The 17937-nt window shown below is 63.9% G+C and carries 14 protein-coding genes; 9 read left to right on the top strand and 5 right to left on the bottom strand.

The window, feature by feature from the left end:
* Positions 1–1668, top strand: a 1668-nt coding sequence (locus ACREE8_RS21775; RefSeq protein ID WP_431575115.1) for an Lhr family helicase, incomplete at its 5' end; no start/stop codon positions are given.
* 22 nt (positions 1669–1690) lie between these two features.
* Here the strand turns inward: ACREE8_RS21775 and ACREE8_RS21770 are convergent.
* Positions 1691–2386, bottom strand: coding sequence for an NADPH-dependent F420 reductase (locus ACREE8_RS21770; protein ID WP_431575114.1), 696 nt, complete (start codon positions 2384–2386; stop codon positions 1691–1693).
* A 440-nt stretch (positions 2387–2826) separates the two neighbouring features.
* Between ACREE8_RS21770 and ACREE8_RS21765 the strand changes: the two genes are divergently transcribed.
* The 5 genes from ACREE8_RS21765 to ACREE8_RS21745 all read left to right on the top strand — a co-directional run bounded on the left by ACREE8_RS21765 (position 2827) and on the right by ACREE8_RS21745 (position 9426).
* A complete protein-coding gene (locus ACREE8_RS21765; RefSeq protein ID WP_431575113.1) occupies positions 2827–3933 on the top strand; it encodes a glycosyltransferase family 2 protein in 1107 nt (368 codons plus the stop codon).
* 462 nt (positions 3934–4395) lie between these two features.
* On the top strand, positions 4396–6384 hold the full coding sequence (locus ACREE8_RS21760) for a prolyl oligopeptidase family serine peptidase (protein ID WP_431575112.1): 1989 nt from the start codon (positions 4396–4398) through the stop codon (positions 6382–6384).
* Between the two features lie 63 nt (positions 6385–6447).
* Positions 6448–7737 (top strand): polyamine ABC transporter substrate-binding protein, encoded by a 1290-nt coding sequence (locus tag ACREE8_RS21755; protein WP_431575111.1) that lies wholly within the window; start codon positions 6448–6450, stop codon positions 7735–7737.
* Positions 7738–7993: 256 nt separating this feature from the next.
* On the top strand, positions 7994–8992 hold the full coding sequence (locus tag ACREE8_RS21750) for an aldo/keto reductase (RefSeq protein ID WP_431575110.1): 999 nt from the start codon (positions 7994–7996) through the stop codon (positions 8990–8992).
* Between the two features lie 50 nt (positions 8993–9042).
* A complete protein-coding gene (locus tag ACREE8_RS21745) occupies positions 9043–9426 on the top strand; it encodes a tautomerase family protein (protein WP_431575109.1) in 384 nt (127 codons plus the stop codon).
* A gap of 101 nt (positions 9427–9527) precedes the next feature.
* On the opposite strand, the gene ACREE8_RS21740 is transcribed toward ACREE8_RS21745, so the two are convergent.
* Positions 9528–10058 carry a hypothetical protein gene (locus ACREE8_RS21740; RefSeq protein WP_431575108.1) on the bottom strand — a complete coding sequence of 177 codons (531 nt, stop codon included), beginning with the start codon at positions 10056–10058 and terminating at the stop codon, positions 9528–9530.
* A gap of 474 nt (positions 10059–10532) precedes the next feature.
* On the opposite strand from ACREE8_RS21740, the gene ACREE8_RS21735 reads away from it, so the two are divergent.
* Positions 10533–12191, top strand: coding sequence for an acetolactate synthase large subunit (locus ACREE8_RS21735; RefSeq protein WP_431575107.1), 1659 nt, complete (start codon positions 10533–10535; stop codon positions 12189–12191).
* A gap of 72 nt (positions 12192–12263) precedes the next feature.
* Here ACREE8_RS21735 and ACREE8_RS21730 read toward each other — a convergent pair whose 3' ends face one another.
* From ACREE8_RS21730 to ACREE8_RS21720, 3 genes are all read right to left on the bottom strand, one after another.
* Complete coding sequence (locus tag ACREE8_RS21730) at positions 12264–13088, bottom strand: phytanoyl-CoA dioxygenase family protein (protein WP_431575106.1); 825 nt, start codon at positions 13086–13088, stop codon at positions 12264–12266.
* Positions 13089–13199: 111 nt separating this feature from the next.
* On the bottom strand, positions 13200–13760 hold the full coding sequence (locus tag ACREE8_RS21725) for an HD domain-containing protein (protein ID WP_431575105.1): 561 nt from the start codon (positions 13758–13760) through the stop codon (positions 13200–13202).
* 14 nt (positions 13761–13774) lie between these two features.
* A complete protein-coding gene (locus tag ACREE8_RS21720; RefSeq protein ID WP_431575104.1) occupies positions 13775–14884 on the bottom strand; it encodes an ABC transporter substrate-binding protein in 1110 nt (369 codons plus the stop codon).
* Positions 14885–15459: 575 nt separating this feature from the next.
* Between ACREE8_RS21720 and betI the strand changes: the two genes are divergently transcribed.
* Together betI and ACREE8_RS21710 are read left to right on the top strand one after the other, a co-directional pair.
* Entirely contained in the window at positions 15460–16146 is a 687-nt protein-coding gene (gene betI / locus ACREE8_RS21715; RefSeq protein WP_431575103.1) for a transcriptional regulator BetI, read from the top strand.
* Between the two features lie 479 nt (positions 16147–16625).
* Positions 16626–17894 carry an ABC transporter substrate-binding protein gene (locus tag ACREE8_RS21710; RefSeq protein ID WP_431575102.1) on the top strand — a complete coding sequence of 423 codons (1269 nt, stop codon included), beginning with the start codon at positions 16626–16628 and terminating at the stop codon, positions 17892–17894.
* Positions 17895–17937: the final 43 nt, after the last annotated feature.

The raw sequence follows: 17937 nt of genomic DNA, 5'->3' as shown, positions 1-17937 counted from the left end.
GATCCGGCGAACGCCGATGAGTTGCATGATGCGCTGGTGTGGCTCGGCTTCCTGGGCGCCAAGGAGGCGTCCGGCTGGAGCGACTGGCTGGGCGCGCTCGTCGGGCAGAACCGCGTGACCCGGCTGCGGGCACCCGGGATGGATATCTGGGTGGCCGCCGAACGGCTGGCCCAATACCAGGCGCTATGGCCCGAGGCGCGGCAAGAACCCGCGATCGCCGTGCCCGCCGGCTATGAAGGAGACGGGTCCGGCGATAGCGGGCTGGTCGAGATCCTGCGCGGACGGCTCGAAGGCCAGGGGCCGGTCACGCCCGGCGCGCTGGCCGCTCCGCTCGGCCTCGAGCCCGACGAAATCGCAGCGGCCCTCATCGCCCTGGAAGCCGAAGGCTTCGCCATGCGCGGGCGATTCACGCCCGGCGTCAATGCCGACGAATGGTGCGCCCGGCGGCTCCTCGCCCGCATCCACCACTACACCATCAAGCGCCTGCGCGCCGAGATCGAGCCGGTGGCCGCGCGCGATTTCATGCGCTTCCTGTTTGCCTGGCAGCATGTGACGGCCGACGCGCAGATGGAGGGCCCGGAGGCGGTCGCCGCGACGGTCGCCCAGCTCGAAGGCTTCGAAGCGCCGGCAGGCGCCTGGGAGACCGAGATCCTTCCCTCGCGCGTCAGCGACTATGAGGCGGCCTGGCTCGATGATGAATGCCTGGCGGGCCGCGTGGCCTGGGCGCGATTGAAGCCTCGCAACGGCAGGCAGAACGGCGCCGAGCGCGGCGTGAGCCCCGTGCGCACCACGCCCATCACGCTGCTCGCCCGCCGCCATGCGCCGTTCTGGCAGGCCTTGTCGGCGAACGGGGACGCGGCGGCTCTGCAGCCGAGCGGCCGGGCTCAAGCGGTCGTCGATTTCATTCGCGAGCATGGCGCCTCCTTCTTCGACGAGGTGGTCGCCGGGACCGGACTGTTGCGTCCGCAGGCCGAAGAGGCGCTGGCTGAGCTGGTGGCGCTGGGCCTGGTGACCTCGGACAGTTTCGGGGGTTTGCGCGCGCTGCTCGTGCCCTCCGACCGACGCAAGCCAAGCGCCGGTGGACGTCGCCGGCGCCGCACCATCGATCACGGCATGGAAGAGGCGGGACGCTGGGCGCTCGCGCGGCGTGGCAAAGCCGAAGCGAACGGGCAACCCGTCAGCGCCGAGGCCGTCGAGCATGCCGCGCGCAGCTTGCTGCAGCGCTATGGCGTCGTGTTCTGGCGGGCGCTGGAGCGCGAGGCGGACTGGCTGCCGCCCTGGCGCGAGCTGCTGCGCGTCTATCGGCGGCTGGAGGCTCGCGGCGAGATTCGCGGCGGCCGGTTCGTGGCCGGCTTCTCTGGCGAGCAGTTCGCGCTACCCGAGGCGATCGGTCTCCTGCGCGAGATCAGGCGCAAGGAAGGAGCGGGCGACTGGGTTTCTCTCTCTGGTGCGGACCCGCTGAACCTGGCCGGCATCCTGACGCCGGGACCGAAACTGGCGGCGCTGACCGGCAACCGCCTGCTCTATCGGGACGGGCTCCCGATCGCTTCGCTGGCCGGCGGAGAAACGCGCTTCTACGAGACGCTGGATCCGGCGACCGAGTGGCAGGCACGGAAAGCGCTGCTGCGCGGGACCGTGCCGGCGATGGACGAACTCCCGGTTCACTGAGCCGGCCGGCGCCCCGCAGCCCTCAGGCCGGGGCGGCGAAGCTTCCGGGGCTCTTTGCCGTGGCATGCCACTCCGGCTTGCGCTCCTTGGTCGCTTCCTTCAGGGCATGGCGCACGCCGTCGGCGCTCAGGTCCGTGCAGTAGACCGGCGTGCCGGGTTGCTGGCGCCAGGACTCGTCCAGTCCGCCCGCATCGAGGCCGTCGAATCCGAGCTCTTCGACCAGACGCAGCACGACAGATTTCGCGGCGGCATTATCACCGGCGACGGGCAGCGCGATGCGCCCGGCGGCGCCAGCCGGGCGGCCCAGCTCCATCAGATGCTGGGCGTAAATATTGTTGAAGGCCTTGACCACCTTCCGCCGGATCCGCTGCTCCACCCATCGGCTTTCGAGCAGGCCTTTCTCGATCCCGTCGATGCGGCCGTCGCGCTGGCGGGGATAGTAATTCCCGGTATCCACCACGACGACGTCCTCGGGCACGCCCTTGAACAAATCGGCGGGAAGCTCCGGAATCCTTCCCTCTTGAATCGTGACCACGACGACGGCCCCGCTTCGTGCCGCTTGCGCCACCGAGACGGCGGTCGCTCCCGTTTCCTTCACCAGTTTCGCGAGCGTCTCGGGGCCGCGTGAGTTGGCGACGAAAACCTCATGCCCCAGCGCCCGGAAGCGGCGCGTCAGGGTGCCGCCGATCTGGCCGGCGCCGATGATCCCTATTTTCATGATGTTCTCCTCTTCAGGTGAAGACGGACGCGACGTCTCACGCCGCGCATAACAAAGCGCAAGCCGAAGCCATGGTGAAGGCAACGCGGCCCTGCTGGGACATGGGGATGCGCCCCGGGCGATGCATCACCCCTGCATTGAACGTAATGATCGAACGATCGGCGGGAACGACCCCGGGCGCGACGGGGTCATTCAGCGCCGGGCCATCGCCTTCAAAAGTCGGCGGATTCGCCGGCAGGCATCACCCTTACCGGCTTCCGGTCTTCGGAGCCGCCCTCAACCGCTTTTTAAGCTTGTTCCGTCAGTCTCCTGGGGCGGCATCATCTCGCCCCAGCGGCCCGCGCAGCCCATTGCTGGAATTACGGGAAACCGCCGAATCCGGCCGAACCCAAAAGGGGCGGCAGTCCATGTAGGGCGCAACTTCAGGCAAGGCATCGCCGATGAAGCTCATCGTCCAGATCCCCTGTTTCAACGAGGAAACGACGCTGCCGCAGACCGTGGCGGACATTCCGCGCTCGATCGCGGGTGTCGATCGTATCGAGCTCCTGATCATCGATGACGGCTCGAGCGACCGCACCGTCGAGGTCGCCGAGGCCCTGGGTGTCGATCACATCATCCGCCACAAGACCAACAAGGGGCTGGCGGCGAGCTTTCGGACCGGGCTCGATCGCTGTCTCTCCTTGGGCGCGGACATCATCGTCAACACCGACGGCGACAATCAATATGCCGGCGCCGATATCGCGCGGCTGGTCCAGCCCATTCTCGAAGGCAAGGCCGATATCGTGGTGGGCGACCGCCAGACCTCGAAGGCGGCGCATTTCTCGCCGGCGAAGCGGCTGCTTCAGCTCGTCGGCAGCTGGGTTGTGCGCAAGCTCTCCGGCACCGACATCCCCGATGCGGTCAGCGGCTTTCGCGCGATCTCGCGCGAGGCGGCGCTCAATCTCAACATCGTGTCCGCTTTCAGCTACACGACCGAGATGCTGATCCAGAGCGGCCGCAAACGCATGGCGATCACGTCGGTGCCGGTCAGTACCAATCCCAAGACGCGCGAATCCCGCCTGTTCCGCAGCATCCCCGGTTTCGTGCGCAAATCCGCGACGACGATGCTGCGCATCTACTCGATGTATCAGCCGCTGAAGACCTTCTTTATGCTGGGCCTGGCCCTGATCTTCGCCGGTTCCATTCCGGTGACGCGCTTCCTGATCGCCTATCTCGAGGGGCAGGGCGAAGGCAAGATCCAGTCGCTGGTCCTGGGCGGCGCCTTGCTGGTGATCGGCCTCACCACCTTCCTGATCGGCATGCTGGCCGACCTGATCAATTTCAACCGGCAGCTTCTCGAGATGACGCTGGAGAAGGTGCGGCGCCTCGAGCTGGCGCAGAATGCCTCGGCAGCGAACGCGAAGAGCATCACGGACCAGGTCGCCCAGGTGGCGGAGAGAACCGCCAACTGGAAGGACGCCCCGGGCACATCGGCCAGGCCTTCGGCGATCGCAGCCCCCGTCGACCGCGCGCGGGCGTCGGGCGCGGGCGGTCGCGCGCGACGCTGAGCGGCTCCCGGCGCGGCCGGGCAGAAGCCGCCTCCAAAATCGCGAAATCACACGGCTTGAGCGCTTTCCCGTGCGGGTGGAGGCTGTCACAAAAGCCTATGATTTTGATATTTGCCTGCCACCAACCGTCAAGATATCCTCGACCCCGCGCTGAAGTGGCGATGGGACCCAATCATGTCGCCCGCCAGCGCTACAGGAAGAGTGGCTCAAGGGGATCGTCGGCTCGCCGATGATCGGCGCAACGCCAGCGGGCGACGCCGGATGCAGGACGATCGGGATCCCTCGGATGAACGCAGACGGCGTCGGAGCTTCCGCTCCCCCGTCCCGTGAGTAACCGGTCCGGCGCGGATGGCCGCATCGGACCCAGCGCCGTCATTTCCGCCTTTCTTGACGACCCCGATATCGCTCGCCCTTCGCCTCTCGGAAAAGATTGAATAAACATTCAAATGGAGTAGCGGGACCTTGCAGACCGACTTGCGCCACACCCAACTGTTCAAGCGCATCCAGAAGGCGGATGCCGACTGGCTGCAGCTGGGTGCCCACCAGACGCCGGACCTTTACGACATCGCGCTCTCGCCCGACGGCCGCACCATCGCCGGCAGCGGCGTGTTCGCTGAAATCCTCGAAGGTACGCTGCCCCAGCATATCTGCCTGGTCGACACCGCCAGCGGCGAGCTCAAGGTCGTCTCCTCGGGCCCGTCGACCGACCTCTCGCCCAAATGGTCGCCCGACGGCCGCCGCCTCGCCTATCTCTCCGACCGCGACGAGCCCGGCATCACCCAGCTCTGCCTGCTGGATATCGCCTCGAAGGCCGAGACGCGCGTGACCGTGAAGGGTCTCTGGGTCGAATATGCCCATTGGTCGCCCGACGGCGGGTCGGTTCTGCTCGGTGCCGCCGAGCGCGGCGTCGATCTCTCGGGTTTCCAGGGCGGCTACACCTTCCAGACCTCGGACCCGTCCCTGCCCGACTGGACGCCGCAGGTCGATATCGGCGTCGACGACAGCCAGTGGCGCAGCCTCTGGATCTATGACGTCGCGACGGCGGCCCTGCGCCGCCTGACCGCCATCGGCCTCAATCCCTGGGAGGCCTGCTGGGCCGGCGACAAGGCCATTGCCTGCATCGCTTCCGATGGTCCGCATGAGAACGACTGGTACAAGGCAAGCGTCCGGCTGATCGACGTCGCCACCGGCAAGGCGCGCACGGTCTATACGCCGAAAGACCAGATCGGCTGGCTTTCGGCCTCGCCCAGCGGCACGCAGCTGGCGCTCGTCGCCTCCTTCAGCAGCGACCGCCAGTCGACGACCGGCGATCTCATGATCGTCTCGGTCAAGGACGGCTCGGCACGGCGCGGGGACACCAATGGCGCCGACATCACCTTCACCGCCTGGCAGAGCGAGACCGACATCCTCATCGCCGGCATCCGGTCGCTGGAGACCATGCTGGCGCTCTGCGACGCCCGGACGGCGCGCTCGCGCGAGCTCTGGTCCGGAACCGAGACCACGCTGGGCGGCGAGCGCTTCTTCCCCTTCGTGAGCCCCGCGGCGGCACCCGGCGACTGCGCCGTCACGATGGAGGGATTCTTCACGCCGCAATCGCTGGGCCTGTTCCGCGGCGGCGAGATGAAGACCTTCAAGCGCCTGGGACCCAAGGGTGCCGAGGCCAGCCTCGCCGCGCTGGGCCGCGCCGAGCCCTATCGCTGGAAAGCCAAGGACGGGCTCGAGATCCATGGTTGGCTGCTGCGCCCGGTCAAAGGCAGCGGCCCGCGCGCCGTCATCGTCGATGTGCATGGCGGTCCGGTCTGGTCCTGGCGACCCACCTGCGCCGGACGAAGCTCGCTTTACGTCACGCTGCTGCAGGCGGGTTACGCGATCTTTCAGCCGAACGTGCGGGGCAGCACGGGCCGCGGACAGGAGTTCGCGCGCCTGGTTGCGGGCGACATGGGTGGCGGCGACGCCCAGGATATCCTCTCCGGCCTCGACCAGCTGGTCGCCGAGGGCATCGCCGATCCGAAGCGCCTCGGCGTCACCGGCGTCTCCTATGGCGGGATCATGGCGGCCTGGATCATCACCCAGGACACGCGCTTCGCCGCTTCCGTGGTCGTCTCACCCGTCACGGACTATGTGAGCGAGCAGCTCACCAGCCATATCCGCGGCTTCTGCGAGAATTTCCTCCTGGACAACTACAAGAATCCAGGCGGCGAGTATTTCAAGCGCAGCGCCATCATGTTCGCCGACCGGGTGAAGACGCCGACGATGAATATCTGCGGCGCGCTCGACCGCAATTGTCCCGCGGTGCAGGCGATCGAGTTCCACCGGGCCCTGCTGCAGCATGGCGTCAAATCCACGCTGGTGCATTACCCGAAGGAGGGCCATTGGGTGCAGCACCATCCGGCGATCGCCGATTACGGTGCCCGCGTGGTGACCTGGTTCCAGGAGCATATGCCGGCCTGACGAAGGCCGGCCGCGACCGAAATTCCTAGCCGAAACCGGATGAAACCTTTGGGGAGCTTCACGATGGATCGTGGTGAATTGACGGCTCGACGGATCCTGACGTCATTGCGGGGCGGGCGGCTGTCCCGGCGCGAGGCCCTGGCAGCGCTCTCGACCGCGGGATTGTCCGCGACGGCCTTGCGCATCTTGGGCGGCTCGGCCTGGGCCGATTCGCCTCCGGATGCCGTCGGCCCCGGCGGCATTGCGCTGGCGCGGCCCAACCGCCCGGTGAAGCTGCCCGTCTTCCAGAAGCCGATCGAGAGCGGGCTCAAGCCCGAGAAGGGCGGCACCTTCAATATCTTCAACTACGCCGATTATGTGGACAAGAAGCTGCTCGATGCCTTCGCCAAGAAGTATGACGTCAATGTCCAGGTGACGACCTTCGACAGCATGGACCAGGCGATCACCCGGCTCGCGACCAAGGCCGTCCGCAACATGGACGTGACCAATGTCATCAGCAACCGGATCGCGCAAGCCGTCGCCGGCAAGCTGGTGCAGCCGATCAACAAGGACTACATCCCGAATTTGCAGAAGAACTGCTGGCCGCAGTTCATGAGCCCGTTCTACGACGTCGATGCGCAATACACGATCCCCTACACGGTCTACACGACCGGGATCGGCTGGCGTAGCGACAAGGTCTCCGAAGACATCGCCAAGATGGACAATCCCTGGTCGATCTTCTGGCAGTCCGAGAAATACAAAGGCTATGTCTCGATCCTCGACGATTCGCGCGAGGCGCTGGTGGCGGCGATGCTCTATCGTGGCGAGTACGACCTCAATACCGAGGACCCGAAGGTCATCGACAAGGCGCTCGAGGATCTCCTCGCCTTGACCTCGATCTGCAACGTCAAGGTCAACATCACCGGCTACCAGACGCTGCCCGAGGGCAGCTGCTGGCTGGCGCATAACTGGTCCGGCAACGTGTTGAGCGCGGTCCTCGCCTTCATGCCCGAGGGCGGCGATCCCACGAAGATCCAGTATTGGGCGCCGCCTCCCGGCAAAGGCCCGATCCAGAACGACATGTGGGCGGTCTGCGCCGGTTCCAAGAAACCGGTCCTGGCGCATCTCTGGCTGAATTTCCTGCTCGACGAGGACAACGCCTATCACAACTTCGTCGACTATAACGGCTATCAGCCGCCGCAGAACTCGATCACGCCGGAACGGCTCGTCGCCAGCAAGCTGATCCCGGAGAATCTGCACACGGCGATCATGACGGCGAAGGATCTGGGCCCCGACTCCCTGCAGGAGGCCGCCCTCACCAACGAAGGCCTCAAGCTCTGGCAGTCGGCCTATGCCCGCTTCAATGGCGGCTGAAATCCAACCATAGGGGTCGATAGCCCATCCTTCGACAGACAGAAGCCCCGGCGCCGCAGCGTCGGGGCTTTTTGTTGGGCTTTGCGGGAGGCGTCGGATAAGAGGACCCTCACGCTTCGATGCCGCCTTGGTCCGCCGCGATCCGGCACTATATTGCCCCTTGAGTCCGGTTCCCGGATTGCTGTCGATCTTCGCTGCCGCATGAACATCGCGTCATGTCAGGCGTGGAGAATCCATTTCCTGTGAGAGGCCATTGATGAGCGTCGCCACCACCCGCCTGGGCCGCACCGGCCTGACCGTCTCCCGTCTCGCGCTGGGCACCATGACCTTCGGGCTGCAGACCGAGGAGGATGTGGCCCGCAGCATCATGAGCAAGGCCGCCTCGGGCGGCATCAATTTCCTCGATACCGCCGATGTCTATCCTCTGGGCGGCGATCTCAAGACGGTCGGCCGTACCGAGGAGATCGTCGGCCGCTGGCTCAAGGGCCAGCGCGGCCATTTCATCCTGGCGACCAAGGCCGTCGGCAAGATGGGACCGAATGAATGGGACCAGGGCGCCTCGCGCAAGCATCTGCTCGACGCGATCGACGCCTCGCTGCGCCGGCTCCAGACCGACTATGTCGATCTCTATCAGCTTCATTCCGACGATGCGTCGACGCCCCTCGACGAAACGCTGGCCGCGCTCGATACGATCGTGACCTCGGGACGCGCGCGTTATATCGGCGTCTCGAACTTCCTCGCCTACCGCCTCGCCACGGCGCTGGGCCGCGCCGAGCTCAAGGGCCTCACGCGCGTTATCTCGGTCCAGCCGCGCTACAGCCTGCTGTTCCGCGAGATCGAGCGCGAGCTGCTGCCGCTGGCGGATCAGGAAGGGCTGGGCGTCATTCCGTACAACCCTCTCGCCGGCGGCTTCCTCAGCGGCAAGCATAAGCAGGGCGGCGCGCCGACGCCCGGCACGCGCTTCACCGTCGGCAACTCCGCCGAACGCTATCAGGAGCGCTATTGGAACGACCGCGCCTTCACCACGGTCTCGAAGATCGTCGGGCTGGCGGCCGAGGCCGGCGTCTCGCCCACCACGCTCTCGATCGCCTGGGTGCTGGCCAACCCGATCATCACCGCGCCCCTGCTGGGGGCGAGCCGCCCCGAGCAGCTGGAGGATTCCCTGGCCGCCGCCGCCTATCGGCTCGATCCGGCCCTCAAGCAGAAGCTCGACGAGCTCACGCTCGAATATCGCCGCGGCGATGCGGTGCGCTAGATCGCGGCCTCGCCCCACCCGCCGCCGGCACTGACAGAAAGGAGTCCGATATGCCCCTCGCCCGCATCGATCTGATCCGGGGCAAGTCTCCGGCCTATCGCCGGGTTATCGGCGATGTCGTCGCCGAAGGCATTGTCGATATCCTCAAGGCGCCGAAGGGCGACCGCTTCCAGGTCATCGCGGAGCATGACGCGGCCGATTTCATCTTCGACCCGACCTTCCTCGATATCGAGCGCTCGCCCGACTGCGTCTTCATCCAGGTGACGCTGAGGACGGGGCGCAGCCTCGAGCAGAAACGCGCCTTCTATAAATGGGTGGTGGACGAGTTGCAGGCACGGCTGCACATGCGCCGCGAAGACCTGTTCATCAACCTGGTGCCGAACGGCAACGAAGATTGGTCGTTCGGGAATGGCGAGGCCCAGCTGGTGAAATAGACCGGGCCTTGTCCGGAAAAACTGACCGCTCACACGCAAACAGGCCGCCTATATGGCGGCCTGTTCCGTTCGTCATAGCCTAGAGATATCGCGGCGAAGAATTATCTCGCCTGCTCACGGGCGCGGTGCAGCGCTTCCGAGAACCGATCCAAGCTTACGTCCAATGACTGTTGCTTCCCGCCCGCGGGCGTGAACACCAGATGCACGGTCTTTCCCGATTCCATCAGATCGATGATCTTCTTGGATTGAGCCGGGGGCGCCAGCAGGGCGACGTCGCCACTGCTCGAGAACGTCCAGGTCTCCTTGTCCACGCTGATCGTGATCTTGCTGTTCGGTGCGAAACCGTTGAGCGCGTTGAAGGCCACGCGCTCCGATCCGAACGTCCGGTTTACGCCAAAGCGGACGAAGTTGCCCGCGCTGTCGTTCAACGGCTGGGCATGAAAGGCGTTGCAGAACACATAATGATAGACCGTGTTCTTGGTGCAGATGACCGTCCAGGACCCGAAGTCCTCAGGCTGCATCTGCTCTTCTTCGGACTGTGCGAACGCGCTCGGCACGACGCTGAGAACGCCGGCCGAGCCCATGGCCAATGTCGCGCACATCCACAAAGACGCTAAAATCTGTCTACGCATAGTTTCTTCTCCCCACATTTGAAATCGGCTCATTTTGCCCAGGAATGCCGCAAGAAGATAGCGGGATCGCCTAAACCCCGGGGCCCATTTAGGAATTTAGACTTTCAATTGATTGGCGGCTCGTCCAGTGACGTCGTTCCGGCCGCCCGGACGAGGCGGCTATGCGTGTCCTCCCGTCACAGAAGGTCGAACCTGTCGTTCGTGATCTCGCAGGTCCTGGCATTGCCGCTGACGCCACTGTTCCGGATGATGGGTGCCGGATCTCGCATGCCTTGATCGAGACCAGAAAAACCTGCCGTAGAATCGTTGTCGGGTGTTCCGGGCGGATTCCTGTCATCCCTTTGCCAACACAACAGCAGATTCCTCATAGTTGGGTTCGGAACTTCGCATCGGTGAACCTTGAGGAGCGGGTACAATTCCCGTTCAGCGTGATGACAGACAGGGGCGCCCCCGGCCCCGATCGAGGAGGACATAATGACCAAGGGATCCGACCTGCTGGTGGCAGCCCTCGAGAACGAGGGGGTCGACCGGATATTCGGGATTCCCGGCGAAGAGAACCTCGATGTCGTCGAGTCTATCCGCCGTTCCTCGATCCAGCTTGTCCTGACGCGCCACGAGCAGGCGGCCGCCTTCATGGCGGCCACCTATGGGCGCCTGACCGGCAGGCCCGGCGTCTGCATCACCACCCTGGGGCCCGGCGCGCTCAACCTCACCACCGGCGCGGCCTACGCCCTCCTCGGCGCCATGCCGATGATCATGATCACCGGCCAGAAGGGGATCCTCTCCTCACGCCAGGCGCGGTTCCAGATCGTGGACGTGGTCAACACGATGCGGCCTTTGACCAAGCTGTCGCACCAGATCGTCTCGCCCCGCATGATCCCGACGCTCGTGCGCGAGGCCTTCCGGGTGGCGCAGGAGGAACGGCCTGGGCCCGTCCATCTGGAGCTGCCCGAGGACATCGCCGCCGAGGCTTGCGAGGCAATGGCGCTGGTGCCGCCCCACCCGGTGGAGCGGCCGCTCGCCAGCGCCGAGGCGCTGGACCGGGCGGCCCAGATGATCCTCGCCGCCGAGCGGCCGCTGATCATGGTGGGGGCCGCCGCCTCCCGGCCGCGCTCGACCGCGGACCTCGCCCATTTCGTGCTGCGCAGCGGCATCCCCTATTTCACCACGCAGATGGGCAAGGGCACGGTGCCCGGCGGCACGGAGCTCTATATGGGGACCGCCGCCCTCTCGGAGCGCGACTATGTGCATGAGGCGATCGAGCGCGCCGACCTCATCATCACGATCGGCCATGACACGGTCGAGAAGCCGCCCTTCATCATGGGCGCCGGCGGCCCCGAGGTGGTCCATGTCGGCTATCAGCCCGCTCATATCGAGCAGGTCTATTTCCCGCAAGCCGAGGTGATCGGCGATATCGGCCCGTCGCTGCACCTGCTGGCCGACCGCCTCGAGGGCAAGCTCACCAGGGCCGCCGCCCTGCTGCCCTTGCGCGAGGGCATCCTCGGTCACATCGCGGCACGCGCCACCGAGGACCGCTTCACGCCGCAGCGGCTGGTGCATGACATCCGTCAGGTGATCCCGCCCGACGGCATCGTCGCGCTCGACAACGGCATGTACAAGATCTGGTTCGCGCGCAACTACCGGACGCGGGTCGCCAATACGCTGCTGTTGGACAATGCGCTCGCCACCATGGGTGCCGGCCTGCCTTCGGCGATCGCGGCCGCCATGCTGTTTCCCGATCGCCGCGTCTTGGCGGTGTGCGGCGATGGCGGCTTTATGATGAACAGCCAGGAGATGGAGACCGCCGTCCGGTTGAAGCTCAATCTCGTGGTGCTGGTGATCGAGGACGGCGCCTACGGCATGATCCGCTGGAAACAGGCTGTGGACCAGTTCGCCGATTTCGGCATGACTTTCGGCAATCCCGACTTCGTGAAATACGCCGAGGCCTATGGTGCGAGAGGCCGGCGGGTGAAGGCCATCGGCGATTTCATCCCGACGCTGGAACAGGCTTTTGCAGAAGGCGGCGTGCAGCTGGTGGTGGTGCCGATCGATTATTCGGAGAACATCCGCGTGCTGGTCGACGAGCTCCGCGAGCGGCATCCCGTGGTCATGTCAAATCGACATCCATCCTGATGTTCAAGGGCAACGCTCGAACGGGCGGCCCGGGAAAGTTGTCGCCCCATTGCTCCGACGATCCCACCAAGCTCAGCCCAGAACGGCGGATTGATCGGCGAGGATGCGATCATAGAGCGCCATCGAGTCTGTACCGAAGGGTTCCTCCGGCGGAGCAAAGTTGATCCAATTCCGATCGGGATCGCAACCGCGCACCAGCATGGCATAATCCCGTTCTGCAACGGTCTGGCGCACGCCTGGTGTCACGTACCGGATCGCAACACCGATGCGTCTGTCCTGCGATAGATTCGGACCGGAAGAGTGGAACATGCGTCCATGATGCAATGACATTTGTCCTGGCTGGAGGACAATGTTGCTGGCCGTGCTTTCTTCCACCTCGACCTCGATCTCCTGGCCGCGGGACAACAGGTTGTCCTTGTGGAACGTCTCGCGATGCGGGAGCAGCGGCTGATGATGCGATCCTGCAACGAATCTCATGCATCCGGATTCCACTGTGGCCGGCGACAGGGCGACCCACGCGGTCATCTGCTCATCAGTCTCTCCCAGCCCCCAATAAGTAAGGTCCTGATGCCAGCTGACGATCTTGCGGGTACCAGGCTCCTTGATGAACAGCTCGCAGCTCCATACCAGGAGATTGGGACCGAGAAGACTCTGCACCACGTCGAGTATCTTGCTGGTTCTTGCGATTCGGGACATGAACGGGATCACGACATGTCCATTCACGCGAAAGAACCTGCTCAAAGGTTGCGGCAACGAACCCGCTCCATACCGCTGCTCCAGGCTCTCCATTTCCGCCCGATAATTCGCGGCCTCCTCCCTCGGGAGCACATCGACGGGAAAGAGAAACCCGTCACGGCGATACTGAGCGACCTGTGCGGGCGAAAGAGGAAAGGACATGTTGCCTCAGATCTTGGCTTTACTGTTGGCTGATGAGATGCCTGCCGCCGGCAGCCCCGCGGTCGTTTGCGAAACCATTCTCCTCGCCTCGCGGCTCTCGCAAGAGCCGAGCTAGGCTCCGAACGGGGTTCGTGCAAATATCCGTCTCACCATGGACTCGAAGGCTTCAAGCGGCATGGTATCGTAATTGGGGTCGAAGGAAACCTGGTCCCAGCGCTCGCAGAACGAGGCGGTTCTCTCGAACATGGGATGACCCCGGAACTCCTCCCGGAGGAACCGATTCAGGCCAATATGGTGGAAATAATAGTAGGCCTGAAAAGCGCCGTGGTTATGCAGCAGCCAGTGGTTATCGGCGCTGACATAGGGTCTGAGGATGGCAGCGCCGAGTTGGGAATGGTTCTCCGGTGCCAGCGTATCGCCCACATCGTGCAAGAGAGCGCAGACGACCGTCTCCTCGTCGGCGCCGTCGCGGTGGGCCCGGGTCGCGGCCTGCAGCGAATGCTCGTAGCGGTCGATTCTGTAGCCCAGCTTGTCGCCGGCCAACAGCTTGAACTGAGCCAGCGCGGCGTCGGCCACGCCATTGGCCAGCCGCTCGTAATGCCGCATGAGCAGCCGATAGTCCTCATAGGTCCCTTCATCCATGCGGATGAAGTCGACGAGATCGTCCTTCATCGTCGCCCTCGACCCTAGCTCGAGAACTTCACGTAATCGAAGACTTCGTTGTATTTCGTTTGCAGATCCTTGCGGATCTCCTTGATGAAAATCGCTCCGTTCAAGGTTCTATCGGGATCTTCGATCCCCAGCGCCTCCAGCCGCTCCTTGTCGGCGATCTTGAACGCCTCCATGTTGGCGCTCCCATAGCCATAGTCCTCGATAAGGAACTTGCCGACTTCCGGTGCCATATACGCATTGATGAACTCGTAGGCCAGATCCGTCGGACCGCGACGGTTCTTGAAGAGCACGAGCCCATCGGTCCAGGTCAGCATGCCTTCCTTCGGTTGCATCATCGCGATCGGAACCCCTTGCTTCTTCAGCAGCGCGGCCGAGGCGTTCCAGGCATAAGAGGCAACGACTTCCCCGCTCGAGAGGCTCTGCTCGAGGTCGGTCTGGCTCGACCAATAGAAGCGGAGCAGCGGCTTTTGCGCCAGGAGCTTCTCCTTCGCTTTGGCAAGCTCGTCATCGGTCATGGCGTAGCGATCCTTGGCACCGATGAGGAGGCCGGCGAGGGCGACCACCTCGACATCGTCGCGCTGCGAGAGGCGCCCCTTCAGCGACGGATCCCAGAGAATCTCCCATGATTCTTCCTTGGGCTTGACCAGGTCGGGACGATAGACGACGGATGAATTGCCCCAGCTGCAAGGTGCGATCCACATCTGGTTGTCGACGAATTCGAGTTTCTGGAGCGGAGGAAAGACCTCGTTCCAATGCGTCAGGCGCGAGAGGTCGATCGGATCGATCAGCCCGGCGTCCCGGTAGGTCTGCACGATGAAGCTGGTGTCATGCGCAAGATCGGGCTGATAGCCGGCACGCACCTTCTGAAGGCCTTCGCGGTCGCTACCCATGAGCATGAAATCCGGCTTTGGATGCTTCTTGTAGTAGTCGGGCGCCATCTCGGGAATGTCGTAGCCCGACCAGGTGAGCACCGAGAGGTTGTCTGCCGCCCGGGCCTGCCGCCCGAAGACGGAAGCGCCGGCGATGCCGATGCCCAGATAAGCCATGAGGCGGTTCAGCTCTCGCCGCGAAATCCGCCCCTTGCGCAGATCCGAGATTGCGCCCTTCGTCTCACCGACCCTCATGACACGTCTCCCCTTGGGCTTTCTTGGCTGTCGTTACGACGAGGCCCGCCATGGCCTGCGGTTACGTCGGATCTCCGGGCTGCGCAGCGTCAGCTTATGGACATCCCGCAGGCAATCTCGCGGCCACTTGAGCCTGAAGCGCCACCCGAGCGTCGCCCATGAAGCCCGAGAGGCCTACATCATTATGGCCGAATCGGATTCGCAGTAAAGTAATTTATTAAACGATCAAAAAATTTTCTGTCGGCCGAACGCGACCCGGCACCGGCGAGGCAAGACCGATGGCATCGGAAGAACTCGACCGGCGACACGGCACACACCGGGCAGACCTGCGGCAGATTCCTCTGGCCTGCGTTTCCGCGAGAAGCCCGGGCCGGAAGGGCATCTGCAGGCGCAACAAAAATTGTTGGCGGCAATGTTTGGATTTCCTGCAAGGATGTTCTGGGAGGCAGTTGATAATGCCAACATGTATGCGAGCATGGCTTGTCCGGATCGGGCGGTTCCGGCAGACGTCAAATCGAGCGAGGTCCGGAAATCTCGGACCCTTGGCACATCGACTTCGCTATCTCTGAGGACCCATGAAAGCTAGACACGGCAACCGTCCCCGGACGCATCCCGAGATCAACAGATTTCGGCGACACAGCTTCATTGCGGCGACGCTGAAGGTGATTGCCGAGAATGGCATCGAAAATACGACCATGGCCAAGATCGGCGAGGCCGCAAACGTCTCCGGCGCGCTGGCCAGCCATTACTTCAGCAGCAAGGAAGATCTGCTGATCCAGGCTTATCAGGCGCTGTTCGATACGGTCTTCGAGGAGGCGCATCGGGCAGCGAGTCAGTTTCGAAATGAGCCCGTGAAACAGATCAAGGCCATCATCGCCGCTGTCTTCGGAAGGGTGGCTTTCACCACCATAACACGCGGCGCCTATCTGCGATTCTGGGCGGCATCGCTTTCCAATCCCGAGCTCCTCAAGATCAGCAGAAAGTCCTATCAAAAGGACATCGAAGCGATCGAGCGGCTGATGCAGCGCGCGGCTCCCGACAGCAAGGACTTCAATGCTCGTCGGGCCGCACTCAGCCTTGTTTCCATGATGGATGGGTTCTGGCTGGATATGTCCTTTGCCAAGAATACGCTCACGGCGAAGCTGGCGGTCGAACTCTGCTGCCAGTATGTCGATGTGCTTTTGCCTGGATCGGCCCCATCGGACGATAAGGATGACGCGCGACGACTTGCTCATCCGGCGATCGGCGTTCCACCCACTTGAAGTCTCGTCCGGTCGCGAGCCGCGATTGAAGGAGCACCCCTTCGTGGCGGCGGGACGCCCTCATCGATCAGGCAGGGAATGATCGTCGCATCCGGGGCAATCGCACCGCCCCGGAGTCCCATCGAACGTTCCAGTCGCCATACTTGGTAACTTTAGCTCTTTGGGGTCCTGCGCCGGCCGGGGCAGCGCCGGATCCGGCCCTCAATGCGAGACTCCCTCTCCGACTAAAGTCGGATACCACTTCGATCGGCGGGCAGAAAGAATGGGACCGGATGCGCTTTCCGAATGCGCATTCCTGCGCCTATTTCTTGTGCATGCATCCCGATGGCTTGGATGCCTTGAGCAATGCCTGCCTAGATTGCGATCACCGCTTGCCCCGTATCGCGCCCCTCGCCTAGGCTCGGCACTGGGGAGTGTGGGTCAACCAGTACGCATGATGATCGAAACAGAATCAAACAATCCTGCGGAGGAAACTCACCATGATCAGCGGAAGCCTTATCCGGAGGTTCGATCGGCGTAGTCTTCTGAAAGCGGCCGTCGCCGCGAGCGTCGCCCAAGTCGCCTCTCCTTTCGTCTTCAGCGCGCGCGCCGAGGACAAGATCAAGATCGGCCTCGACAATCCGCTGACCGGCACCTACGCCGCGCTCGGCAAGAACGAACAGATCGGCGCCCAGCTCGCCGTCGACCAGATCAACGCCCAGGGCGGCATCCTCGGCCGCAAGGTCGATTTGTTGGTCGAGGATTCAACGAGCGGCGATGCAGCTACCGCAGTGCAAAAAGCGACCAAGCTGGTCGAACGCGACAAGGTCAATTTCCTTCTCGGCAATATCAACTCGGCCCTGGCGCAGGCTATGGCCAATTACGCTTTCGAGAAGAGCGTGCTCCATATCGTGCCGGGCGGCCATGTCGATACCGTCACGGGTTCGCAATGCCACTGGAACGTCTTCCGCGTCTGCAACACGACGCGCATGGAGACGAACTCGGTCTCCAAGCTGCTGCTCAGCAGTTATGGGAAGAAATGGTACTTCATCACCACGGATTACGCCTTCGGCCATGGATTGCAGGCGGGCTTCGAAGCCAGCTTGAAGGCGGCCGACGGCACCGAGCTCGGCGCCGATCTCACCCCGCTCGGCACCACGGATTTCTCGGCCAATCTCATCAAGGCGCAGTCGACCAATCCCGATGCCATCGTCCTGCTGCTGGCAGGCGACGACATGATCAACTGCCTGAAGCAGGCGGTGCAGTTCGGCCTCAATCAGAAGTTCCATATCGCGGGCGCCCAGCAGGAGCTCGAGGTGCTGATGGGATTGCCGCCCGAGGCGCTCATCGGCGACTGGGTCTTCGAATGGTACTGGAACCAGCCCGGCGTGCCGCATGTCGACCAGTTCGTCGCCGATATCCGCAAAGCAAGCGGCGGCAAGGTGCCGACGGCGCGCACCTGGTTCGGCTATGCGTCGGTCTATACCTGCAAGCTCGCCGCCGAGAAGGCGCAGTCGCTCGAGACCGCCAAGATGGCCCAGGCCTTGCAGGGCTTGGTGCTGCCGCCCGAAGTCGCGCTCATGCCGAACAATCCCTATTACCGCGCCGGCGACAACCAGCTGATGCCGACGCTGTTCGTGGGCCAGTCGCAGCGGGCCCCGGCCGGGGGCGATCCGGCCGATCTGTTCAAGGTCAACCAGCTCATGAAAGGCGACGCGGCGGCGCTGCCGGTGAGCGACACCGGCTGCAAGATGACCTGGCCATCCTAGGCAATGAAAAAAGCAACGGACGCCGCGAGCGCTCGCGGCGTCC

The organism is Hypericibacter sp. (assembly GCF_050729195.1).
Classification (GTDB): domain Bacteria; phylum Pseudomonadota; class Alphaproteobacteria; order Dongiales; family Dongiaceae; genus Hypericibacter.
This window is presented reverse-complemented; position numbering and strand designations above follow the sequence as displayed.